Annotated in this window: 22 protein-coding genes; 10 read left to right on the top strand and 12 right to left on the bottom strand. The window is 68.2% G+C overall.

Features of this window, described 5'->3' with window-relative positions:
* Nucleotides 1–21: 21 nt before the first annotated feature.
* Nucleotides 22–1,983 (bottom strand): acetate--CoA ligase, encoded by a 1,962-nt coding sequence (gene acs / locus CKW28_RS21210; protein ID WP_003925207.1) that lies wholly within the window; start codon nt 1,981–1,983, stop codon nt 22–24.
* Between the two features lie 121 nt (nt 1,984–2,104).
* Between acs and CKW28_RS21205 the strand changes: the two genes are divergently transcribed.
* Complete coding sequence (locus CKW28_RS21205) at nt 2,105–2,851, top strand: Fic family protein (RefSeq protein ID WP_003925206.1); 747 nt, start codon at nt 2,105–2,107, stop codon at nt 2,849–2,851.
* Nucleotides 2,852–3,329: 478 nt separating this feature from the next.
* On the opposite strand, the gene CKW28_RS21195 is transcribed toward CKW28_RS21205, so the two are convergent.
* A complete protein-coding gene (locus CKW28_RS21195; protein WP_003925205.1) occupies nt 3,330–4,187 on the bottom strand; it encodes an HAD-IB family hydrolase in 858 nt (285 codons plus the stop codon).
* Nucleotides 4,188–4,618: 431 nt separating this feature from the next.
* Here CKW28_RS21195 and ssd point away from each other — a divergent pair, with 431 nt between their 5' ends.
* On the top strand, nt 4,619–5,683 hold the full coding sequence (gene ssd / locus CKW28_RS21190) for a septum site-determining protein Ssd (RefSeq protein WP_040546815.1): 1,065 nt from the start codon (nt 4,619–4,621) through the stop codon (nt 5,681–5,683).
* Complete coding sequence (locus CKW28_RS21185; protein WP_003925203.1) at nt 5,680–6,768, top strand: TadA family conjugal transfer-associated ATPase; 1,089 nt, start codon at nt 5,680–5,682, stop codon at nt 6,766–6,768. The genes ssd and CKW28_RS21185 overlap by 4 nt, the downstream gene beginning before the upstream one ends.
* 120 nt (nt 6,769–6,888) lie before the next feature.
* Here CKW28_RS21185 and CKW28_RS21180 read toward each other — a convergent pair whose 3' ends face one another.
* From CKW28_RS21180 to CKW28_RS21160, 5 genes are read right to left on the bottom strand one after another with little or no spacing between them, the layout of a single operon-like run.
* Nucleotides 6,889–7,911 carry a PDDEXK family nuclease gene (locus CKW28_RS21180; protein ID WP_003925202.1) on the bottom strand — a complete coding sequence of 341 codons (1,023 nt, stop codon included), beginning with the start codon at nt 7,909–7,911 and terminating at the stop codon, nt 6,889–6,891.
* Nucleotides 7,908–8,345, bottom strand: a complete 438-nt coding sequence (locus tag CKW28_RS21175; RefSeq protein WP_003925201.1) for a DUF6262 family protein — start codon at nt 8,343–8,345, stop codon at nt 7,908–7,910. Before CKW28_RS21175 ends, CKW28_RS21180 begins: the two co-directional genes overlap by 4 nt.
* A complete protein-coding gene (locus CKW28_RS21170) occupies nt 8,342–10,588 on the bottom strand; it encodes a tyrosine-type recombinase/integrase (protein ID WP_234784895.1) in 2,247 nt (748 codons plus the stop codon). The genes CKW28_RS21175 and CKW28_RS21170 overlap by 4 nt, the downstream gene beginning before the upstream one ends.
* On the bottom strand, nt 10,572–11,780 hold the full coding sequence (locus CKW28_RS21165; protein WP_003925199.1) for a tyrosine-type recombinase/integrase: 1,209 nt from the start codon (nt 11,778–11,780) through the stop codon (nt 10,572–10,574). The genes CKW28_RS21170 and CKW28_RS21165 overlap by 17 nt, the downstream gene beginning before the upstream one ends.
* Nucleotides 11,781–11,808: 28 nt before the next feature.
* Nucleotides 11,809–12,501, bottom strand: a complete 693-nt coding sequence (locus tag CKW28_RS21160) for an ImmA/IrrE family metallo-endopeptidase (RefSeq protein ID WP_264015633.1) — start codon at nt 12,499–12,501, stop codon at nt 11,809–11,811.
* A 302-nt stretch (nt 12,502–12,803) separates the two neighbouring features.
* Here CKW28_RS21160 and CKW28_RS21155 point away from each other — a divergent pair, with 302 nt between their 5' ends.
* Nucleotides 12,804–13,094 carry a hypothetical protein gene (locus tag CKW28_RS21155; protein WP_003925196.1) on the top strand — a complete coding sequence of 97 codons (291 nt, stop codon included), beginning with the start codon at nt 12,804–12,806 and terminating at the stop codon, nt 13,092–13,094.
* 120 nt (nt 13,095–13,214) lie between these two features.
* Here the strand turns inward: CKW28_RS21155 and CKW28_RS21150 are convergent, their stop codons facing one another.
* The 4 genes from CKW28_RS21150 to CKW28_RS21135 all read right to left on the bottom strand — a co-directional run bounded on the left by CKW28_RS21150 (nt 13,215) and on the right by CKW28_RS21135 (nt 18,278).
* Nucleotides 13,215–16,277, bottom strand: a complete 3,063-nt coding sequence (locus CKW28_RS21150; RefSeq protein ID WP_003925195.1) for an MMPL/RND family transporter — start codon at nt 16,275–16,277, stop codon at nt 13,215–13,217.
* Between the two features lie 161 nt (nt 16,278–16,438).
* Entirely contained in the window at nt 16,439–17,101 is a 663-nt protein-coding gene (locus CKW28_RS21145) for a TetR/AcrR family transcriptional regulator (protein WP_003925194.1), read from the bottom strand.
* A 45-nt stretch (nt 17,102–17,146) separates the two neighbouring features.
* Nucleotides 17,147–17,575 (bottom strand): DUF6188 family protein, encoded by a 429-nt coding sequence (locus CKW28_RS21140; protein ID WP_040546811.1) that lies wholly within the window; start codon nt 17,573–17,575, stop codon nt 17,147–17,149.
* Nucleotides 17,576–17,669: 94 nt separating this feature from the next.
* Nucleotides 17,670–18,278 (bottom strand): TetR family transcriptional regulator, encoded by a 609-nt coding sequence (locus tag CKW28_RS21135; RefSeq protein ID WP_040546644.1) that lies wholly within the window; start codon nt 18,276–18,278, stop codon nt 17,670–17,672.
* Between the two features lie 602 nt (nt 18,279–18,880).
* Between CKW28_RS21135 and CKW28_RS21130 the strand changes: the two genes are divergently transcribed.
* From CKW28_RS21130 to CKW28_RS21105, 6 genes are all read left to right on the top strand, one after another.
* On the top strand, nt 18,881–19,054 hold the full coding sequence (locus tag CKW28_RS21130; RefSeq protein ID WP_003925191.1) for a hypothetical protein: 174 nt from the start codon (nt 18,881–18,883) through the stop codon (nt 19,052–19,054).
* Nucleotides 19,051–19,839, top strand: a complete 789-nt coding sequence (locus CKW28_RS21125) for a type II secretion system F family protein (RefSeq protein ID WP_003925190.1) — start codon at nt 19,051–19,053, stop codon at nt 19,837–19,839. Before CKW28_RS21130 ends, CKW28_RS21125 begins: the two co-directional genes overlap by 4 nt.
* Entirely contained in the window at nt 19,836–20,417 is a 582-nt protein-coding gene (locus CKW28_RS21120; RefSeq protein WP_040546643.1) for a type II secretion system F family protein, read from the top strand. The genes CKW28_RS21125 and CKW28_RS21120 overlap by 4 nt, the downstream gene beginning before the upstream one ends.
* A 75-nt stretch (nt 20,418–20,492) precedes the next feature.
* Nucleotides 20,493–20,693, top strand: coding sequence for a DUF4244 domain-containing protein (locus CKW28_RS21115; RefSeq protein WP_040546642.1), 201 nt, complete (start codon nt 20,493–20,495; stop codon nt 20,691–20,693).
* The gene (locus CKW28_RS21110) at nt 20,690–21,016 is read left to right on the top strand and encodes a TadE family type IV pilus minor pilin (protein WP_003925187.1); all 327 of its coding nucleotides are present in this window, start codon (nt 20,690–20,692) and stop codon (nt 21,014–21,016) included. Before CKW28_RS21115 ends, CKW28_RS21110 begins: the two co-directional genes overlap by 4 nt.
* The gene (locus CKW28_RS21105) at nt 21,009–21,359 is read left to right on the top strand and encodes an Rv3654c family TadE-like protein (protein WP_003925186.1); all 351 of its coding nucleotides are present in this window, start codon (nt 21,009–21,011) and stop codon (nt 21,357–21,359) included. Before CKW28_RS21110 ends, CKW28_RS21105 begins: the two co-directional genes overlap by 8 nt.
* 6 nt (nt 21,360–21,365) lie before the next feature.
* On the opposite strand, the gene CKW28_RS21100 is transcribed toward CKW28_RS21105, so the two are convergent.
* Complete coding sequence (locus CKW28_RS21100) at nt 21,366–22,349, bottom strand: PAS domain-containing protein (RefSeq protein WP_003925185.1); 984 nt, start codon at nt 22,347–22,349, stop codon at nt 21,366–21,368.
* Between the last annotated feature and the right edge of the window lie 11 nt (nt 22,350–22,360).

Raw genomic sequence — 22,360 nt, 5'->3', positions numbered from 1 at the left:
CGCCCCGGCCGGACGGCGCAGCTAGCTCGGCCCACCCTTGGTGGCCCGGATGGCTTCGAACACGTTCGGATCGACCAGCGTCGAGGTGTCCCCGAGTTCGCGGCCCTCGGCGACGTCGCGGAGCAGCCGGCGCATGATCTTGCCGCTGCGGGTCTTGGGCAGCTCGGGCACCACATGGATCTCCCGGGGTTTGGCGATGGGGGAGATCTCCCGGGCCACCTGCGCCCGCAGTTCCTCGACCATGTTGTCGTTGTCCTTGGCGTCGGCCTCCAGGATGACGAACGCGCAGATCGCCTGGCCGGTCTGCGGGTCGCTGGCGCCGACCACCGCGGCTTCGGCCACCCCGGAGTGGCCGACCAGAGCGGATTCCACCTCAGCGGTCGAGATGCGGTGTCCGGACACGTTCATCACGTCGTCGATGCGGCCCAGCACCCAGATGTCGCCGTCGGCGTCGTAGCGGGCGCCGTCACCGGCGAAGTACCAACCCTTGGATTCGAAACGCTGCCAATAGGTTTCGCGGTAGCGCTCGGGATCGTTCCAGATGCCGCGCAGCATCGCCGGCCACGGCTGGTCGAGCACCAGGTACCCGGTGATCGGTTCGCCGCCCTCGGGGCTGTTCGGGATGCGATCGCCGTCGTCATCGACGATCTGGGCGGAGATGCCGGGCAGCGGGGCCATTGCCGCGCCCGGCTTCGCCGCCGTCACGCCGGGCAGCGGGGAGATCATGATGGCGCCGGTCTCGGTCTGCCACCAGGTGTCGACCACCGGGGTGCGGTCACCGCCGATCACCTTGCGGTACCACCGCCAGGCCTCCGGGTTGATCGGCTCACCCACCGAACCGAGCAGTCGCAGGCTGGACAGATCGTGCGCGTCCGGGATCTCCCGGCCCCACTTCATGAACGTGCGGATCAATGTCGGGGCCGTGTAATAGATGGTGACACCGTACTTTTCGATGATCTGGAAGTGCCGGTGCTCATCGGGCGAGTTCGGGGTGCCCTCGTACACCACCTGGCTGGCCCCGTTGGCCAGCGGCCCGAACACGATGTAGCTGTGCCCGGTGACCCAGCCGATGTCGGCGGTGCACCAGAACACGTCGGTCTCCGGTTTGATGTCGAAGACGTAGTGGTGGCTGTAGGCCGTCTGGGTGAGGAACCCGCCGGTGGTGTGGACGATGCCCTTCGGTTTCCCGGTGGTGCCCGAGGTGTACAGCAAAAACAGCGGATGTTCGGAGTCGAACGCGTCGGGGGTGTGCTCGGTGGAGGCGTTGTCCACGGCGTCGTGCCACCACACGTCGCGACCCTCGGTCCACGGCACGTCCAGGCCGGTGCGCCGCACCACCAGAACGTGTTCGACGGTGGGTTGGTTCTGCACCGCCTCATCGGCGTTCGTCTTGAGCGGCACCGCGTTTCCGCGGCGGTACTGCCCGTCGGCGGTGATGAGGAGTTTGGCCTCGGCGTCCTGGATACGCGCGGTCAGCGCCGAGGAGGAGAACCCGGCGAACACGACGCTGTGCAGCACACCCAGCCGGGCGCAGGCGAGCATCGAGATGATCGCCTCGGGGATCATCGGCATGTAGATGGCGACCCGGTCCCCGGTGCGCAGTCCGAGCCGGGTCAGCGCGTTGGCGGCCTTGCTGACCTCGTCCTTGAGTTGGGCGTAGGTCAGGGTGCGGGAATCGCCGACCGGCTCACCCTCCCAGTAGATGGCCACCCGGTCGCCGTTGCCGGCTTCGACGTGGCGGTCCACGCAGTTGTAGGCGACGTTGAGGCGGCCGCCGACGAACCACTTGGCGAACGGTGCCTCCGACCAATCCAGCACCTGCTCGAACGGTTTCGCCCAGGTCAACCGCTCGGCCTGTCTGGCCCAGAACGCCAGCCGGTCGGCCTCGGCCTCCCGGTACAGGTCTGCGGTCGCGTTGGACTGGGCTGCGAACTCAGCCGGGGGAGGGTAGACCGACTGGGCTTCAGTGTGCGTCTCGGACATGGTGTGAGCCTATCCATTGCGGATGCCGAAAGTCGGCTGGGTCACCACATCCATCGGGTGGATTCGCCGGTCCGGCGGCCCGGCCGGCCGGTGCGGGCTTGGACCGGGTTAGCGTGGCTTCGTGACCGATCCGTTGGCGCCGTTGACCGAGCTTCCCGGGGTGACATCGGCCGGTGAGCTGGCGCGGGAGGCGCTGGGCAAGGCCCACCGGCACCGCGTCAACCTGCGCGGCTGGCCGACCACCGCGGCCGAGGCGGCGTTGCGCGCTGCCCGGGCCTCCTCGGTGCTCGACGGTGGGCCGCTGCAGATCGCACCGGACGATCCGCCCGATCCGATCCTGGCGGGCGCGCTGCGGGTGGCGCAGGCGCTGGAGGGCGGGGAGACCGCCCTGGTCGGGGTGTGGCGGCGGGCGCCGCTGCAGGCGCTGGCCCGGCTGCACGCGCTGGCGGCCGCGGACCTCACCGACGACGACCACCTGGGCCGCCCGCGCGGTGACACCGAGACCGGGCAACGGTTGGAGCTGCTGGCCCATCTGGTGACCGGCGGCACCCGGGCGCCCGCGACGGTGCTGGCGGCGGTGGTGCACGGTGAGCTGCTCGCGCTGGCGCCGTTCGGCACCGCGGACGGGGTGGTGGCCCGCGCGGCGTCGCGGTTGGTGACGATGGCCAGCGGTCTGGACCCGCACGGTCTGGGGGTGCCGGAGGTGTTCTGGATGACCCAGCAGCGGGACTACCGGGCGGCGGCGCAGGGCTTCGCCTCGGGCACCCGGGACGGGCTCACCACCTGGTTGATGTTGACCGCGCGTGCGTTGCATGCCGGTGCGCGGGAAGCGATTTCGATCGCCGAAGCGCAGGCGGAGGCGAATTAGGCGGGGCCGAAGCGCAGGCGGAGGCGAATGAGGCGGGGCCGAAGCGCAGGCGGAGGCGAATGAGGCGGGGTCGGGAAGAGGGTCCGCACACGAAGCGGGCGGCGCTTCGAAACTGGCTCGATTCGCCGCCCGCTAGCACGGGGCGCCGGTTACCAGGCGTGCTCAGGTGGGTTGCGTGGGTTGGCCTCGGCGTCCTCGCGATGCGCTGCGTCTGCGGCCCCAACCCAAAGGGCCGACTCGTCGCCCGCTTACCGCAATTACGCAGGCCCGCAACACTTCTGCCTTCATAGCGGCACGTGCTACGCGTGGGTACCGGGACCCGTGCTGGGTAGCCCGGTTCGGGGGGTCGGGCCTTCTCTTCCGGCTCGACCTTGGCCTCACCGGGCCGCCGTGCTTCCTTTGTACTACGTGATCGCCGTCACATCAAGGTCTCGGGGAGCGGATGCGGCCGGGCGGCCCGCCGTGGCGGCGGCCGAACTCAGAATGCGAAGCGCCGCAACAACGAATACGTCAGCGCGCCCGCCGCGAGTGCGCTCATGCCGACAGCGGCGGTGGTTGCCACCGCGGCGCCGGACGGGGCGGGGATGCGGTCCCGCAGCGACACCGGGCGGGTGAACGTCAGCACCGGCCAGTTGCGGGCGGCTGCCTCCTTGCGCAGTGCCCGGTCCGGGTTCACCACGGTGGGATGTCCGACGGCCTCGAGCATCGGCAGATCGGTGATCGAATCGGAGTAGGCGTAGCAGTGCTCGAGTGCGTACCCCTCCCGGGCGGCGAGCTGGCGGATCGCCTCGGCCTTGTTCTCGCCGTAGCAGTAGAACGCGATCTCCCCGGTGTACTTGCCGTCCTCGACCACCATCCGGGTGGCCATCGCGTGGGTGGCGCCCAGCGCCCGCGCGATCGGCGCCACGATCTCCTCACCCGAGGCGGACACCACCACGACGTCGCGGCCGCACAGCTTGTGGTCGGCGATCAGTTCGGCGGCCTCGGCGAACACCAGCGGGTCGACGATGTCGTGCAGGGTCTCGGCGACGATCGACTTGACCTGATCGACATCCCAACCGGCCACCATGTTGGTCAGGTAGCTGCGCATCCGGTCCATCTGATCGTGGTCGGCCCCCGACATCATGAACAGGAACTGCGCGTAGGTGGACTTGAGCACCGCCCGCCGATTGATCAGCCCCTGCTCGAAAAAAGGTTTGCTGAAAGCGAGCGTGCTCGACTTGGCGATCACGGTCTTGTCGAGATCGAAGAACGCCGCGGTGCGGACCGGTCGGTCGTTTGCCACCTCTGCCCGCGGCGCGCCGTCGATGGTTTCGGGCTGCTCGGAATCGGTCACGTGTCCACCATAAGCATCACTGGGTGACACTTCCTTCAGATCTGTACAAACTGGCAGTTCACGACAGGTGTCCGCGAACGCAACTTTTTCCCGGTCGGTGTCGGGCGTGTCGCGATTCGGGGCTTGCGCCGCGGGCCAGGGTCGTGTGTATAGTGAGCATTACCCGGGTTATGCCGGGTGTGCATCAGTCCGACCCCCCGGGACTGATACACGACGACCTCCGCCTCCTCCCCCCCTGGCGGGGGTCGTCTCTTTTTCCGCACTTCCCGTTTCGTCGAAATCGGCAAAGCTACTCGTCGTTGCGGAATGCCGTTCTCACTGCGTTCGCGTGGCGGCCTCGGGCGGTGGGCGGTTGGTCCACAATCCCGATTCGATCCCCAATCTCGGTGGCGACCCTGGCGCGGCCTCCCGCGCCGCCACAGGGTGGATTCGTGACCACAACCCCCGCGGTGCTGGCCGTGGTCGGCGAGCCGGCGCTGCGTGACGATGCCGACCGGGCCGCCGCTGCCGCGGGTGTGCCGATCGTGCACAGCCCGGACGTGTCGAGCCGCAAGGCGTGGGCCGGCGCGGCGGCGGTGCTCCTCGACGCCGCCGCCGCCGGCCGCTGTGCCGAACGCGCGCTGCCGCGTCGGCGTCACGTGGTGCTCGTCGGCCGGACCGAACCCTGCCCCGCCGACTGGCGGGCAGCCATCGCGGTGGGCGCCCAGCAGCTGCTCACCCTGCCCGGGCAGGACAGCGACCTCGTCACCGTCCTCGCCGACGCCGCCGAATCGGCACGGGCGCACCGCCGGCGTGGGCCGGTGGTGGCGGTGATCGGCGGGCGCGGTGGCGCCGGTGCCTCGCTGTTCGCGGCCGCGCTCGCGAAGAGCGCCGGGGAGACGCTGCTGGTCGACGTCGACCCGTGCAGCGGCGGGCTGGACCTTGCGCTGGGCGGAGAGTGCGCACCCGGGTTGCGGTGGCCGGATCTGTCCGTGCAGACCGGTCGGCTGGCCTATCCGGCGCTGCGTGATGCGCTGCCCCGGTGCGGCGACGTCAGCGTGCTGTCGGCCGGGCGGGGTGGTGCCGACATCACCTCCGAGGCGTTGTCCGCGGTGATCGACGCCGGCAGCCGGGCGGGTGTCACGGTGATCTGCGACGTGCCGCGCCACCCCGGTGGGGTGGTGGAAACCGCCTTGCACACAGCTGATCTGGCGATCCTGGTGACCGTCGCCGATGTCCGGTCCTGTGCGGCCGCGGCGGTCACCGCTCGCTGGGTGGGCGGTGTCAACCCGAACGTGGCGCTGGTGGTCCGGGGGCCGGCGCCGGGCGGGTTGAGCCCGCGGGACGTGGCCCGCATCGTCGAGGTGCCGCTGGTGGCGTGGATGCGTCCGCAGCCGCGGCTGGCCGAAACGCTGGAGCTGGGGGGTTTGCGGTTGCGCGCTCGCTCGCCACTGGCCGGTGCGGCGCGGCGGGTGCTGGCGGTGGTGCAGCAGCACCCGGTGGTGGATGCCGCATGACGTCGTCACTGATCGACCGGGTCCGGGCACGTCTGGCCGCCGGGCCGCTGACCGCGGGGGCGTCACTGCGGCCCGATGTCGTCGCAGCGGCGATCCGCGCCGAGTCCGGCGGTGTGGTCGGTGACACCGAGGTGCTGGCGACCCTTCGGGAACTGCAGACCGAACTGATCGGCGCCGGGGTGCTCGAACCGCTGCTGCGCGCCGACGGGGTCACCGATGTGTTGGTGACCGGCCCGGACGCGGTGTGGGTCGACGACGGCGGCGGGTTGCGGCGCACTGCGGTGCGGTTCCCCGACGAGCAGGCGGTGCGCCGGTTGGCGCAGCGCCTGGCGGTGGCGGCCGGCCGGCGGCTGGACGAGGCCCAGCCCTGGGTGGACGGACAGCTGACCGGGCTGGGTGAGGGAATGTTCACGGTGCGGCTCCATGCGGTGCTCCCGCCGATCGCCGCCGCCGGGACGGTGCTGTCGCTGCGGGTGCTGCGGCCCGCCACGCAGGATCTGGGAGCGCTGATCCGGGCCGGAACGATCGCTCCGCCGGCGGCGGACCTGCTCGCCGGTGTGCTGCGGGCGCGGTTGGCGTTCCTCGTCTCCGGTGGTACCGGCGCCGGAAAGACGACCCTGTTGTCGGCGCTGCTGGGCGCGATCTCGGACGCCGAGCGGATCGTCTGCGTCGAGGACGCACCGGAACTGGCGCCGCGTCATCCACATCTGGTGAAACTCGTCGCCCGCGCCGCCAATGTCGAGGGCGTCGGCGAGGTGACCATGCGTGACCTGGTGCGCCAGGCGCTGCGGATGCGCCCGGACCGGCTGGTGGTCGGGGAGGTGCGCGGCGCCGAGGTGGTCGATCTGCTGGCCGCGCTGAACACCGGCCACGACGGCGGCGCCGGCACCGTCCACGCCAACAGTCCGGCCGACGTGCCCGCCCGGTTGGAGGCACTGGCCGCGCTCGGCGGTCTGGACCGCGCGGCGCTACACAGCCAACTCGCCGCGGCGGTGTTATCTGTAACGTCGATTGGGATGTGTAAGACAGGTACCCACGTGGATTTGGAATGCCGAGCATCTCGTCGGTGTCAGTCTTATCTGTAACGGTGTTCCCTTCGTGGTTACCTGTCGCGGCTTGCTGTATCGCATGCGCATTGACGGTGAGTAGTCTCCGAGGGCCGCCGGGGTGGCGAGTAGCTCCTTGACGCTGCGTTGGCTGTTCGCCTAGAAGGGCGGTTCGTCGGTATCTGTGGTCCACGGACCGGAGGGCGCCACGGCAGCGTCGGGTAGCGGGAGGTTTGTCACGACATAAAGGTTCAAGATGTCGTTGCGGTCGATGAACATGATTTGGCTCCGTTTGGAGGCGTCGAGGGCGTTACCGATCCAGTTGCGTGCCGCTTTGGTGATTTCGCCGCCCGCGACGATGAAGGCGTGGTCGACGAGAACCCGTTTGTTGTGTTCAGGGTCGAAGATCTCGTGGGCCAGCATCATCAGTGCCTGGTTGTGAATTTCGGCGATATTGGCGTTGCCGGTCTTGGTGACTCCGGAGGCGTCGAGTTTGCCCTTCTTGACTTGAATTCCGAAGTAGAGGGGGTGCTGGGTGGGCAGGGTGTAGCGCATCCAGATGTCCTTGCCGTACTCGAGTGCCTTGTCTTTGTGGCCTGCGGCGGTGATGCGGTGAAAGCCGAGTTGCCGGAAGAGTGGCAGGAGGACGTGTTCGATGAGGGCATCTTCGCTGCAGGTGTCGAGGTATGCGGATAAGTCGGTGCGCCTTTGGTTTTCGGCGGGGGTGAGTGGTCGGTGGGGATTGGCTTGCAGCATGGTGACGGTGTCGCTGCCGAGGTGGCGTAGATAGCAGTGACGGTCTTCGGCGTAGAACGCTTCGAATCCTTCTCGGGTGAGCACGTCGTTGAGTTGCGCCAGTGCGCGGGGACGGTCGGCGCCTTCGTTGAGCGCCTCGCGCGGGTCCATCAGTTGGTCGATGAGACGGCAGAAGGTCTGCGGAGGTTGGTGTGGCCCGTCGTGGGGTTCGTTAAGGATGGATTCGATGACGTCGGCGACCCACCACTGTCGAGTCGAGCCGCCATGCACCCAGTCGGTGTCGAGGTCGGCGAAGAACTCGGTGATGTAGCTGCTTGACCGGTAGGGGAAGTACTTGGGCTTCTCGCCGAAGCCTGGATCGTCGGAGCCGACGTTTCCGCAGATCAAGTCGGCGAGGTCGGCGGCGTTTCGCCGTTTGAACTTCATGACGTTCCTCGTTGTGGACGGCCGCCGGCATTGCGGAGTCGGTGCAGTTCTCCGTGTGCGGTGGCCAATTCTTGTTGCAGTTGCTTGACCTGGGATTTGAGTGTGGCGATGTCGGTTTCGTAGCGGGTTTTCTGGCTGCGGAGTTGGTCGCGCAGTGCGGCGGTGATGCTGGTCTCGCCGTTGGCCTCGTCGCCGGGTGGGGTGGTCGGCCGTGGCCTCGGCGCAGTGGCTGCCGCGCGGATCTCGTCGCGCAAGTCTGGGTGGTTGTAGATGGTCTTGCGCGCGACCTTGGCGTAGTTGGCGACAGCGTTGATGTTGATGGTGCGCCCTTTTTTCTTCATCTCGCGCAGCGCTTTTCGGACCTTGACGCGGGTCGCAGCCTTGCGCCGTTTGGTGCTGTCCAGCAGGCCTTCGGTCGATCGCGGTGGGGTCACGGTTCTCCGGTGCGGCGGCGGCGGGCTTTGTCGAGTGCGGATTGGTGCGCGCCGCGGGTTTGGATCTGCAGCAGCGGCAGTCGCTTGGCGGCGCCGGCGCCGGCCACCGAACCGGCTTCCTCTGTGGTGAGCCGGTCGATGATCGCCTGGAGGGAGGCGATTTCGCGGCGGCGTTCGATGATCCAGATGTTGTCCTCGCCGAGTTCGCGACCGGAGCGTTGCCGGTATTGGTCTTGACGCTGCGCGATGAGGGTTTGAGTGGAGGCGAGCTGCTGCCGCAGTTCGGCCAGGTGGGTGGCGTCGGTAGCGAAGTGCCCGCAGGATAGACAGGCGTTGCCCTTGTCGCAGGATTTCAGCGGCGGCAGCAAGCAGACCCCGTTGGGCAGCACACGGTCGGTGCGCTTCGCGAGTTGGGTCATTTCATAGATGTCGTGTGGGGTGATGTCGATGTCGGCGCCGTGTGCCCCAATCTTCTTGTGTTTGAGGAATTCCGCCTCAGCGGTGGCCGCCAGGGTGGCGGCATACCGGGCGGTCATTTCAGGGCTCTTGTGGCCGAGGTAACGCTGCACGACGTGAAACGGCACACCGTCGTTGAGCAGTTCGGTGGCCCGGGTGTGGCGCAGCCGGTGTGTTTGGGTGAATCTCAGCGGGCGCCCGGCGCTATCGGTGAGGTCGTGGCATTGGTCGAGCTTGTCGAGCATCGCCCGGTAGGTGGTGTAGGACCGTGGCCGTTGCCCGCGGTGCTGATTCTTGATGCCGAGGAACAAGTATTTCGGTTGCAGCGCAGGGTATTTGGATTTCAGCCAGGCCTGTTGCTCGGTGATGATGTCGACGATGGCCTGCTCGACCAGGATGGTCGGTATGACGCCGTCGACTTTGGTTTGTTGATACCGCAGCCGCGCGACGAACGCCCCGCTGTCAGGTTCGGCGGCGTCGGTGGGGCGGTCGCGGCCGGGGATGGCTTCGAGCGGGTCGTAGTCGAGCATCAGGATTTCCGAGGCCCGCCGGCCGGTCAGGGCTTGCAGCAGCCAGATGCGGGCGGCCTGGGGGTCACCGAGCCCGGGCAGGACGGTCAGTGTGCCGTCGGGCCGGGTCATGACGACCTTCTGCTTGCGGTCGGCGGCCAACACGTCGAGGTAGGTGAGCATGCGTTGCAGGTCGGCGGTGGAATACCAGGTCAGGTCGCGTTCGCTGCGCTGGCGTCGGGGCGCGTGGATCGGTGACCACAACGCAGTGTGGGTCAGCGTGGCCTCGCGCCAGCGGAGATTGCCGGTGCCGGCAGCGGCCTCGGCGGCGTGGTCGTGCATGAACGTGTAGAACGACTGGGTTTCGCTTTGCAAGCTGGCCACGGTGTAGGGGGTCAGCCGCTCGGATTGTGTTGCGGCCTGCGGTGATCGCAGGTACTCGAGGTAGCCCAGAAACGCTTCCCGCAGCTCGTCGGGGTCGGTGCTGATCAGCGGGTCGTGCAAATACCCCCGGTCGCGCGCGAAGCGGCCCAGCTGCGAGCCGATGTTGCGTGCGCGCGAGACGACTGAAGACCAGGTGAGCAAGTCATAAGTCAGGGCGCTGCGCAGCCAGAACCGCAGCCCTTCTCGCAGCCACACCGGTTCGATGCCGCGCAGCCGCACCGCTTGGTCGTGGTGAGGTTCGTGCGGGCGTTGCGGGATGCGGGGGTCGGCGCGAAGATCCCAGATGTCGTGGCTCCACCACGGGGCGTCGGTGCAGCGCACCGCTACGGCCAGGTGCAGATGCTCGATGAGATGGCGGATGTTGCGCCGCGACCCCGCTGACGGTAGCCGGTTGTTGCGTCGCTGGAACGCCAGGGCGGCCTGGCGGATCAGCTCGGTGGGATCCAGATCGGCGATGCTGACCGGTGGGTGACCCGTGCGGGCGCTGTGTTCGGCGACCGCGCCCGGCAGGGTCCGCACCAGCCAGGCCAGCAAGGAGGGCTCGATCCGGCGCAGCTGCTGATCCCAGCACAACCACACCCACCAGGCGATCTCCTCGGCGAACCGCGATGGGGCCGCCGGGGTGAAATCGTGTGCGGCGGTGGCGCGGTTGGCGCGCAGATAGAACTGGTTGCGCAGGAAGACTTCGTCGTAAGGGGCCGCATAGATCGGGTAGACGGGACGGCGCCACGCGGCGGGAACCTGCGCCCACTGGGCCTCCCACGAGCCGAGCCCAGCCACCAATGGCCCCGCATCGCTCGCGGTTGGGCGTGGTGGCTCAGGGGGTGTCGTCATGGTGCAGGCCTTTCCATCCGGCCACGTAGTTGCGCCACTGGGCCACGGTGCGCATTTCGGCGTCTTCGGTGACCCAGCCGTAGGTCGACAGCGTGGTTTGGATGTCGGCATGCCCGAGTCGGCGCATCACCACGTGTGGCGGTGCCCCGGAAAGCAGCAGCGCGGTGGCATGGGTGTGACGCAGCCAGTGCGGTGTCCAGTCTTCGGGCAGCACACCGTTGGACCGTCGGGTCAGGGAATCGACTTTGGCGTAGACGGTTTCGGCTCGCATCGGGGCGAACCGTTCACCGGCGACGAGGTTGACGAACACGAAATGGGTATCCAGGTTCGGCATCGCAAGGTCAGCGCCGTGGTCGACCAGATGCCAGACATAGGACGAATACAGGGCTTCCAGGTCGTCGCCGATGTAGATCCGTCGCCCGTGCAGTGTCTTGCCGCGGGCTCCGCGTGGATGGTCCTGGCGGGTGCCCACCTCGATGTAGGGGGTGGCGCCGGTGCCGAGGTGAAAGTCGTGGTGGCGCAACGACAGTGCTTCGCCCAGCCGCATCCCGGTCTCGGCCAGCGTGGCGAACAGCAGCCGATCACGCAGGCCGGACGCGGGTCCGGACCAGACATGCCCATTCTGGGTGGCGCACCCGTCGAGGATGGCGGCGACTTGGCTGGGCAGCAGTACCGGGGTGGCCGCGAGGTTACCGCGGCGCACCGTGTAGACCGGACGATCCTTGGTTCGAGGTGGGCCCACCCCGGCCAGCATCGGAATGTAGCGGGAGCGACCGCGTTTGCCGCGGCTGGTGAACAGCCGCCGATACGGGACGGGCAGTCCGTGGGCGTCGGCGTGGTAGCGGTAGCAGGCCAGAACCGCTGCGGCCCGCAGTTGGGTGCTGGCCGGGCCCAACCATGTCGGCGGGGCGCCGATGCGGGCGGTGCCGGGCAGATCCCCGCTGCGCAGATAGGCCAGGAACTGACCGAACATCGCGGTGCTGACCTCGCGCCAGTCGGTGCCGGTGTACTCCAGCAGGGTCCACCAGGCCGCCAGCCCGGCGGCATAGGCCTTCACCGTGTTCGGGGAGGCCGCGTCGTCGCGCAGGAACTGCAGGTACTCCTCAGCCGGGTCGACGGGCAGGTGATCGGCGCCCAGCACGGTGTAGGTGTCGGGGCGATCGGTCAGTGCGATCCGCTGCGTGCGTGCCATCGTGTGCTGACCGACCCGTGGCGTTCTGCTAGGCCTGCCGGGGAGCCCGGTGCAGTGGCACCACGATGTCGCCCTGTCCGGCACCGACGTCAGCGGTCCTGGCGTGCTCGGTGCGAGACCGGCCGGGTGCATCGCCTTGACCGGCCAAGATGTCGGCGAGCAGATCGGTGGGATAGATCAGATTGTGGGCGGCCAGGGCTTCGGCCGAATCGGCCCCGGCGTAGCAGACCCCCATCCACCGCCGCAGCAGCCGCGGCCGCTCGGGCTTGTAGGTGTCCCAGCCCGGTTCGGTTTTGCCCCAAGTGTGCCCGGTGTCGGTGTTGATCCTGGTGTAGAGCTGACGCTGCAGCGTCAGTGCGCGGGCGTCGTCGATCAGCTTCGATTCGCGAAGATGAATGATCAACGCCCCAATGGAGATTCGCCACTTCAACTTCACCTCGATCAAGTCATTCAGTGTCGGGGCGTCCGGGATCTCGGCGGCGATCGCCTCGGCGGGCGCGAGCAGCTCGGAGGCAAACCGCGAGGCTTCCCGTTCCTCCTCATCGCTGATATCGCCATAGCGGTGCAACACCAAATGCCCGATCTCATGGGCAACCGTCCAGCGGGTGCGCTCCCACGACTCCATGCCACGCAACAAGACAACGGGGCGGTCGCGATAATCGCCGGTCCCATGTGACTCGTGTGGCCGGTGAAGCGCTGGGCGTGTTGCCGCACGGCGAATCCATATCGGGCCGCCTGATTCTGTCGAGCCGTCGTCATCGACCAGACCCGCGTGATCCCTTGGAACCGGTCGAGCGAGCAGTGCGTCCTACGAGCATGGATCCCGACGACAGACAAGCATTGACTGATGCCGGGATTAGACCCTGAGGCCCCGCCGGTCCAAGCGGCGCTGGACCTTGTCCGGTGGGAGCTTGAGCACCTTCTCGGCGTCGATGTCACGGAACCATGACATCGACACGCTTGTTGCGGTACCGCGACATCGGCGTGCTCCTGCCCCCGCCGCCGCCGACGTAACGTGAGACGGTGACCACCCAGGATCCGCGCACCGGCGAAGACACGCTCGACCTCATCGACGACGCCGTCGCCGCCCTCGCCGATCGCCGCGGCGTCTGGCTAGGAGATGATCTGCGCAGCCTCGCCTTGGTCGCCAGCCTCATCCAGCAAGCCGAACGTTGCCTGCCCCAACTGGTCCACGACGCCCGCGCCAACGGCCACGGCTGGACCGAGATCGCCCGAGCACTGGGCACCAACCCCGCCGAGGCCATCTTGCGATTCGACCCCGAATCTCCGATTGCCGACGGTAGATGGCCTTAGGGGCATCAACGGTGGACCTGACTGCTGAATCGTGAAATCAGAAAAAGGAGGCTCGTCGGCCGGGCCGTGGACCGCTGGTGGGGTCAGTGCCCGCCGGGCACCTCTTGGGCTCCACGGCGTTTACCGCGCACGGTTGGGTTGGGGCCACCAGCTGGCTTCGCGCAGCAGGGTGGCGATGGCGGGGACGGTGAGGGTGCGGACGAGGAAGGTGTCCAGCAGTAGGCCGCATCCGACGATGAATCCGGCTTGGATCATGATGGCGATCGAGCCGAACATGAGGCCGAACATGCTGGCGGCGAAGATGACTCCGGCGGAGGTGATGACCGAGCCGGTGTTGGCCACGGTGCGCAGCACGCCGACGCGGATGTTGGTGCCGGATTCCTCCCGTAGCCGCGAGACGAGCAGCATGTTGTAGTCGGCGCCGACCGCGACGAGGATGATGAACGCCAGAAGCGGCACCGGCCAGGCGATTTCGTGGCCAAGCAGGTATTGGAAGACTAGGACGCCGATGCCCAGGGAGGCGAGGTAGTTGAGCACGACGGTGCCCAGCAGGTAGATCGGGGCCAGCAGGGCACGCAGCAGCAGCACGAGGATGAGGCCGACGATCACGATGGTGGCGATGGCGAGTTGGGCGAAGTCGGCCCACAGAAGGCGTGCGATGTCGGAGTTGACGGCAGGGAATCCGGCCACTGACACCGTAGCGTGGGCCAGGGAGGTGTTGGGGCGGGCGGCGTCGGCGACGTCAGTGATCGTGTGGGCGAGGTTCATCGCGTCGACGCTGTAGGGGTCGTGGCTGGATTCGATGGCGAAGCGGGCGGTCTTGCCGTCGGGGGACAGGAATTGCTTGGCGACGTCGGCGAATTGGCGGTTCTCGAAGGTGTTGGGAGGTAGGTAGAAGCCGCTTGAGGAATCGGAGTCGGCGCTGGCGCGGGCGGAGTTTTGTAGTTGGGTGGCGATCTGACTCATGCCTGAGAGCATTTCGAGGTTGCTGTCGACGAGGGTGTGCACGCCGGTGGCCAGGGCTTGGGCACCGGAGGCCAGTTGGCTGATGCCGTCTTGGAGTCGGCCGATGTTGCCGGCCAGGTCGGCGGGATCGCCGAGGGCTCCGAATGCTTTGTCCATGGCGGTGACGGCGTTTCGGATGTCGGCGAGGGTTTCGGCAACCGTGGCGCCGGTGGCGGGATTGTAGCGGTCGCCGAGGTCGGCGACTTGGTTGAAGAAGCCACTGTTGCGCAGGGTCACCAAGACCTGGACCTGGTCTCGGATCTGGGCGCATTGGGGTGTGGTGGCACACCACGGAGCGGTGTTGAGGGCACCGACGAGCGGATCGAGGATGGCGATGGCGTGGGCGGCTTGGTCGGCCCATGGCCGCAGGCCCGGCCCGGCTTGGATGGCCTGGTCGACCGCGGGTGCGGTGGCCGAAAGTTGCTGCAGCAGCGGCCGGAACTGCTGCATTTGTGTGCCGGCGGATTGGGCTTGGCTCAAGATTCCGCTCAGCGGGGCCAGGGCGGTGCGCAGGGTGGTGTCGAGTTGGGCCAACCCGGCGGCCAGTTGGTCGGCGCCGTTGGTGAGTTTGGCCAGGTCGGCTTTGCGGGCGTTGCCGTCGGCGACGGCGTCGGCCATCTTGTCCCCGATTTGTTGGTTCTGCCAGGCTAATTTGGCTTGGTCGAGTCGCTCGCCGGTGGGGCGGGTGACCCCTGAGACCTTGGTGACGCCGGGGATCTGGGCCACGCGTGAGGCCATCTCGTCGAGATCGGCCAGCCCTTTGCCGGTGCGCATGTCGGTGGGGTTTTCGACCACCAGGAATTCGGTGAAGACGACGTCTTTGCGGAAGTGGCGGTCCAGCAGCTGGTAGCCCTGGTTGCTGGCGGTGTCGGCGGGTTGGCCTTTGCGGTCGTCGTAGCTGATGTTGATGGTCACCGCGACCGCCGACAGGGCCAGCAGGACGGCCAGGCTGATGGTCAACAGTGTGACTGGCCGGCGGACCACGGCGACGGCCACGCTGTTCCAGTAGCGGCGGGTGCGGTCGGGTTTGGGGTCGCCGATGCCGCGTTTGGCGGCCAGTGCCAGCACCGGCGGCAGCAGCGTGACGGTGGCCAGGAATCCGAACAGGACAGCGATCGCGCACGCGGGGCCTAAAGCGGCGAACACGCTGAGCCGCGCGAACACCATCGCCAGGAACGCGAACGCCACGGTGGCCGCCGAGGCTAAGATGACCCGTCCGATGCTGGCGGTCGCGTAGATCGCGGCCTGCTCGGGCGCTACCTGGGCGCGGCGCTGCTCGTGGTAGCGGCTGATCAGAAACACGGTGTAGTCGGTGCCCGCGCCGAGCAGGATCGCGGTCATGAACGCCACGGTGAACTGAGACACCGGCATGCCCATCTCCCCGAGCGCGGAGAGCACACCGCGCCCGACGGCCAGGCTCACACCGATGACCAGCAGTGGGAGCAGGGCGGTGAACACCGACCGGTACACGATCAGCAGAATCAGCGCGATCAGCCCGGCGGTGGCGATCGAGATGAGCACCAGATCGTGTTCGGCCGAACCGATTTGGTCGCTGAAAGTGGCCGGTGGACCGGTCACCCGCACCGTGGTGCTCGAATCGGCGAAGGCCTCGGCGGCGAGGGCGCGCACCGCTTGCACGGATTCGGCCGCGGTGGGGTCACCTAAGGTGCCGGCCACGCCGACCGGCAGATACCAGGCCTTGCCGTCCTGGCTGACCGCTTGGGTGGCGGTGACCGGGTCGGCTAGCAGGTCTTGGACCAGCAGCACATGGTCGGTGTCGGCGCGCAGCCGCGACACCATCGCCTCGTAGCGGTCACGCGCTGCCGGAGTCAACCCGGCGGGGTCTTCCATCGCGACGAAGACTGTGGTCTTGGATCCCTGCTCGCCGAACGCGGCGCTCATCCGGTCCAGCGTTTGAAACGACGGCACGTCGCGGGGGATCAGATCCACCGATTGCTGCCGCACCACCGTCTCCAACTGCGGAAACAGCAGGGCCAACACGACCGCGACCGCGAGCCATGTCCCGATCACCAGCACTTTATGCCGCACGGTGAATCCGCCCAGGGCGGCCAGCCGCCCGCTGTATTCCCTCCCGGCGGCCGGCGGCCGGGTCTGCCCGGTTCGTGCCGTGTGGCGCGCGTTCGCCGTGGCCGTCGAACCTGGTCGGCCGTCTGTCATCGCATCTACTCCCGAAAGGGAAGCGCCTCTCCCTGGAAGAGAGACTATGGAAAAGAGACTATCGGTATCGCAACGCTACTATGAGTACCCCTTTGTGGGGAACGGCATGCACCCGAGGTTGCCGACGCGATGCCCCTGTAGTGGTGGCAGCGCCGTCATCGTCAGGCGGTTTCTGGCGTCGGTGGTCGGTGGGCCACCAGGAAATCGTCGACGATGCGGACACGGTCCGCTGGTGTCAGTGTTTTCATCCCGGTGAGTTTGGCGAACACGATGGGTCCGAGTAGTTGGATGATGGCCAGCGTGGTGTCGAAGTCGTCGAGTTCATCACGAGCCGCCGCGCCGGCCAACAGCTCGTCGAAGGGTTGCCGGTACTGCTCGATGACGCGAGCGCTCAGACCGGCCAGGGGCTGGCGCGCGTCGCTGTTGGGATCGGGCCCCAGCGCCAACCAGGCCAACGCGGTCAGATGCAGCGGCGCCTCATCGATCAGGGCAGCCTGCCGATGCACCAGCTCGATCAGCTGGTCACGTAGATCCCCCGTGGCCGGCGGCGAGGTCACCTGGGGAAGCAGCCGCTCAAACGCCTCCGCCAGCAGATGCGTGGTGCTCTCGAAGTGCCGATACAGCGTGGTACGCGCCACTTTCGACAACCGCGTCACCGCGTCCACAGTGACCGCCTCCACCCCGCCGCTGGTCAACAGCGACGTGGCGGCATCCAGCAGCCGGGCGCGTGAACGAAGTTTGCGCGGGTCGACGTCGACGTCGTCATCGTCGACCGCGTCATCTGACCCGCGTGCCGACGGTTCGGCGGGGTCAACTGCGGCCATCGGCGGACACGCTCCTACCTAACAGTCCTGCTCTGCAGCGTGGCGCTATCTCGCCACCGCCGCGGTGCTGTCGTACTCGTCGGGTATATCGTGGCGCACGACGCGCACCCTGCCCCGGGGCAGGCAGGCCATATAACCGTGGTACTTGCCATACAACTCCCACGCCGTCCGATGCTCGTCACCCGCGACGTCGATCCGGTGACCACTGGAAAACTCCAGATGCAGGTGACCATCCTCGTCGTAGAGCGCCCGAGTGCACGTCGATCCCGAAAAATCCAACAGCGGACGCATCGCCACCGGCACATCGTTCGGATCGATGACGACCTCCTCGAGCGGGCAGTCACCCACCGGAGGCACAGTCAAGCGCAGCGGCCCCCAAATGACCAGCTCGTTGTACTCGTCGAGGTCAAGGGCGAGGCCATCCTTGACCGCGACGCGCTGCACGGCGCACCCCTCGATCCACTGGCTCAACATCATCGTCCCTTCGACGCGACGTCAGGTCCTCACTCCAAAGACTACTCCTGGTAGCGCTACGCTACTGCAAGTTTCATTATCCCGGCCTTTCGATTCAGATTTTCGAGTGCTCATCGTCACCGATCAGCAGGCGCATCGCGTGGTCCAGTCGCCGACCGACCTCGGCCGTCGACACCCGCCGGCTCAGCCAGGCGGTCAGATTTGACAGCCAAACATCGCAGATAACTGTCGCGATAGCATGCTGCTCCTCGGTGGGCTCACCGCCGCTCATGGCGCGTGCCAGCATGCCTTCGAAGACGTTGGCGGCATGATCAACCTCCGCGGCCGCACTGGCGTCAGCGAACACGAACGCTCGCGTCATCGCTTCCGTCAACCCGGGATTGCGCTGCCATTCCTCGTTGACGCGGTCGATCAACCGGCGCAGCCGCTGCTGCGCCGTAGCGCCGCTCGCCGCCCAGTCGTAGCTGGTGTCGAAGCGTTCGAACTCACGTCCCAGCGCCGATACCAACAGATGCACCTTGGATGGGAAGTAGCGGTAGAGCGTTCCGATGGCGATGTCAGCCCGCTCGGCGACCTCCCTCATCTGAACCGCGTCATAGCCGCCCCGCGACCCAATCGCCACAACTGCATCCAGGATCAGGGCGCGACGCCCCCGCATCGGCGTGGCGGCAGACCGCAAGTCAGCGAAGGCTGTCGGGTTCATGACGGCGCCACATAGAAGTTGAGCCATCCAGCCCACCAGTGATGCGGGTATCGCCAAACATCTCACCGGCACCAGTCAATGGCGCCCCGGCGATGGCGTCGACCGGCGGATCTTCTGCCGACATGGCCCGTGCTCCCCCTTGAGTGCCAGCTATCTACACCAATCACGCTACTACTAGTAGCGGTGCGCTACCAGTAGTACTAGTTTTCGGGGAACCGCGCGCGGACGCGATCGGAGGACATCTCGTTGGCAGGCGACATCTTGGGGGCACTGCAAGCAGAAACGCCAGAATGTCCGCTTTGGCGAAGCAGTTAGAAATGGTCGATTAGGCGATTCCGGTACCGACTGCGGCATCTACGAGATCTGCATCTCCACTCGCGGTCGCGCAGTGATCACGACACTCGGAAGCGCCGCTAGCATGCCCAGCCGTCGCCGACATGATCGGCGCCGCCACGGAATCCAGAACCCTCCGCGCCCAGCCGCGACCTACACATGTGCACCTGGCGGGCCATCAAGCAGTTCGATCACCACATGTATAACTCATCTTGACCAGCCCATATTCAGCAAACTGCCGCTCTCCTTACAGATAACCATTTCAGGTCGTGCTGCATGTGCACCGCGACCGCGGCGGCCACCGTCGGCTCGGGGAGATTGCGGTGCTGCAACGCGACGACAACGGTTCGGTGCGCACCGTCACGGCATGGAACGCCGACAGCGGTGCGGGTGCGGGCGCCCCAGCGCTCACCGAGATGCTGGCCGGGCGGGGCCCGAGATGACCGCCGCCGCGCTGAGCCTGGCGCTGGCGGTGCTCGTCGCCCCCGGCGCACCGGTACGCCGGCTACGGCCGGTCACCGGGAGCGGTCCGCCGGTGCGGTGGTGGCTGCCCGGCGCGCTGGTCGGGGCGGCGGGCATCGTCGCGGGACTGGCACTGCTGCCGATGCCCGCCACGCTCGCCGCGGGTCTGGTGGCGGGATGCTGGGCGCTGCGGCGGCGACGCCGGACGGCGATGCGCCGCCGCGCGATGGAGGCGGCGGCGCTGCAGGAGGCGCTGGACGCGCTGATCGGCGAGCTGCGCGTGGGCGCCCACCCGGTGTCCGCCGTCGAGGTGGCCGCCCGAGAGGTGTCCGGGACGACCGGTCTGGCACTGCGGGAGGTCGCCGCCCGGGCCCGGTTGGGCGGTGAGGTGTCCTCCGGATTGCGCAGTGTGGCGGCGCGTTCAGCATCACCCGGTAACTGGGAGCGGCTCGCGGTGTGCTGGCGGCTGGCTGAGCGGTACGGCCTGGCGATGGCCACGCTGATGCGGACGGCGCAGCACGACATCCGCGAGCGGGAGCGCTTCTCGGCCAAGGTGCACGCCGATCTGGCCGGTGCCCGGACCACCGCGACCCTGCTCGCCGCACTCCCGGTTCTCGGAATCGGTCTCGGACAGGCGATCGGGGCCGAGCCGGTGCGCTTCCTGTGCACCGACGGTATCGGAGCGTGGCTGTTGGTGACCGGTGCCGCGCTGCTGTGCTGCGGACAGCTGTGGTCGGATCGCATCATCGAGGGAGTCGTGAAATGAGCTGGGCTGCAGTACTACTGGCTGCCGCGGTGCTGATCGGAACCGACCGTCGCCGCATCCTCGAGCGTGGCGGACGGCCGGACGGGTCGCGCCGTGGACCCCGGGAGCGCAGCCGTGGGGATGCCGACCCGCTCGCCGCTGCAACGGCTTTCGATGTCTTTGTGGCCTGTCTGCGATCGGGGATGGCGGTCGCCACCGCGGCGGTGGCGACCGCGCCCGCGGCGCCGCCGACGCTGGCTCGGCTGCTGAACCGCGCCGCCGGTCTGCTCGCGCTCGGCGCCGATCCCGCCACCGCGTGGTCCGGAACCGGGCCGGCGGCCGACAGCAGTACCGATGCGCTGATGCGGTTGGCGCGCCGGTCGGCGACCTCCGGCGCCGCGTTGGCCGACGGTGTCGCCGAACTGGCGGCCACGATCCGTCAGCAGGCAGAGCACAGCGCCGCGGCGGCGGCGGAGCGGGCCGGGGTGCTGATCGCCGGACCGCTCGGGCTGTGCTACCTCCCGGCGTTCTTCTGCCTGGGCATCGTCCCGGTTGTCGCCGGCCTGACCGGAGATGTGCTGCAGTCCGGGCTGCTGTGAACTCCGGGGCACCGACATCCGTCGCGGACCGTCCGCGACATCGCCTGCGGAAACCGAAAGAGAAGGGGGAGACCGATGCCGAAACTGATCCGCATCCTTCAAGCGAGGACGACGATGTTGATGGTCGACGAGGCCGGGATGTCGACCGTCGAGTACGCGGTCGGGACGATCGCCGCGGCGGCGTTCGGTGCCATTCTGTACGCCGTGGTGACCGGGGATTCGATCGTCAGCGCGCTGACCAACATCATCAGTCGGGCGTTGAACACCAGCGTGTGAGTGATCGTGGCGCGGTCACCGTGGAAGCCGCGTTCGCGCTGGCGGCGGTGGTGGCCGTGCTGGTGCTGTGCGTCGCCGGGCTGTCCGCGGTGTCGATGCAGGTGCGGTGCATCGACGCGGCCCGTGAGGCGGCGCGGTTGGCGGCTCGCGGTGACGACGCCGCCGCGATGCGGGCGGCGCGGACCGTCGCACCCGACGGGGCGGGGGTGGAGCTGCGCCGCGACGGGCAGTGGGTGCGGGCGCGGATCAGCACCCGGTCGGCGTTGCTGCCCCGTGTCACGATCGCGGCCGAGGCGGTCTCGGCGGCCGAGCCCGGTGGGTGAGGAGCGCGGCTCGGCCAGTCTGCCGGCCGTCGCGGCGGTGGGTGTGCTCGTCGCGGTGACCGTCGGTGCGCTGGGATTCGGGTCGGCGGTGGTGGCCCGGCACCGGGCGCAGGCCGCTGCGGACCTGGCCGCGCTGGCCGCGGCCGCGCAGGTCGGAGCCGGTGCGGGCGTGGCCTGCCGGCGCGCCGCGACCCTGGCGGGGGAGATGGGCGCGCGCGTCGGTGCCTGCTCGGTGGAGGGCCTCGACGTGATCGTCACCGTGGAGGTGGATACCGCGGTGCGGTTGGCGGGTGGTCAAGCGGCACGGGCGGTGGCACGTGCGGGACCGGGCCGGGCCGGCTGACGCCCGTCACGCCGGGCGCAGGGACACGATCCCGGCGTAGGTGTCCTCGTCGAGTTCGACCCGGTGCACCGTCAACCGCACCGGAGACCAGCCGCCGTCGACGCTGCGCAGCCGTAACACGCCCGAGGTGTAGCCGTCGACGAATTCCATTGTCATGCGCGCCATCTCACGGGCATCGTCGGGGTGCACGGTTTGATCCCCGCGGCCGCGGGCGTTGAGGTCCAGAAACGCCGGTGGCGCGTCGAGCCACTTGAGCACCCGCCAGTTGTCGATGTCGATCAGCAGCCGGTGGCACCCCGGCCCGGCCATGTTGTCGGCCACCTGCGGGGCGGCCACCTCATCGTCGACTGCCGGCACCCCGGGATCGGCCCGCCAGTTCATCGCACGGCAGATCACCTCGTCCCGGCCGTCCTCGGCGGTGTGCAGCACCGACCGGGCGACGAACCCCTCGGCGATGGGCTGACCCGTCTGATCGGTGCCCGCCCAGGTGGTCACCACCGTCTTGCCCGGTTGCGGGTTGACCACCATCGCCAGCAACCGGGCTTCCCCGGTGGTCAGACCGCGCGGCGGCAACTGTTCGAGGAAGATCCGGCCGACGGGGGGATCGGTGTGCGGGTCGTGCCCGGCGTTGGCCAACGATTCCGGGGTGTGGGTGGCGATCCCGGTGGTCAGATTCCAGGTCAGCGCACCGGGAATCGGCCGCTCCGGCGGCTCGTCGTCGGGCGGGCCGATCCACACGTGCACGCCGTGCACCCGGCCGTCGGTCATGGTGACGACCTCGGTGCGGATCACCCGGTCGGTCATCGGCGTGATCGTGCTCAGCCCCTGACCCGACCGCACGCTCTCGCCGATCGCCGCCAGCACCGCCATCACATGCGGGTTCCGGCGCAGAAAACCGCTGATCGGCACCAGATTCACCGGTTCTCGACCGGTCGCCGCCACGGCGGGTTCGGCCCCGAGCGTCTCCACGAGCAGCCAGTCGTGGCCCATGCCGCGATGCT

The organism is Mycolicibacterium thermoresistibile (assembly GCF_900187065.1).
In the GTDB taxonomy this organism is placed as follows: Bacteria; Actinomycetota; Actinomycetes; order Mycobacteriales; family Mycobacteriaceae; genus Mycobacterium; species Mycobacterium thermoresistibile.
Note: the sequence above shows the minus strand (reverse complement) of the source record. Positions and strands in the feature narration are given on the sequence as shown.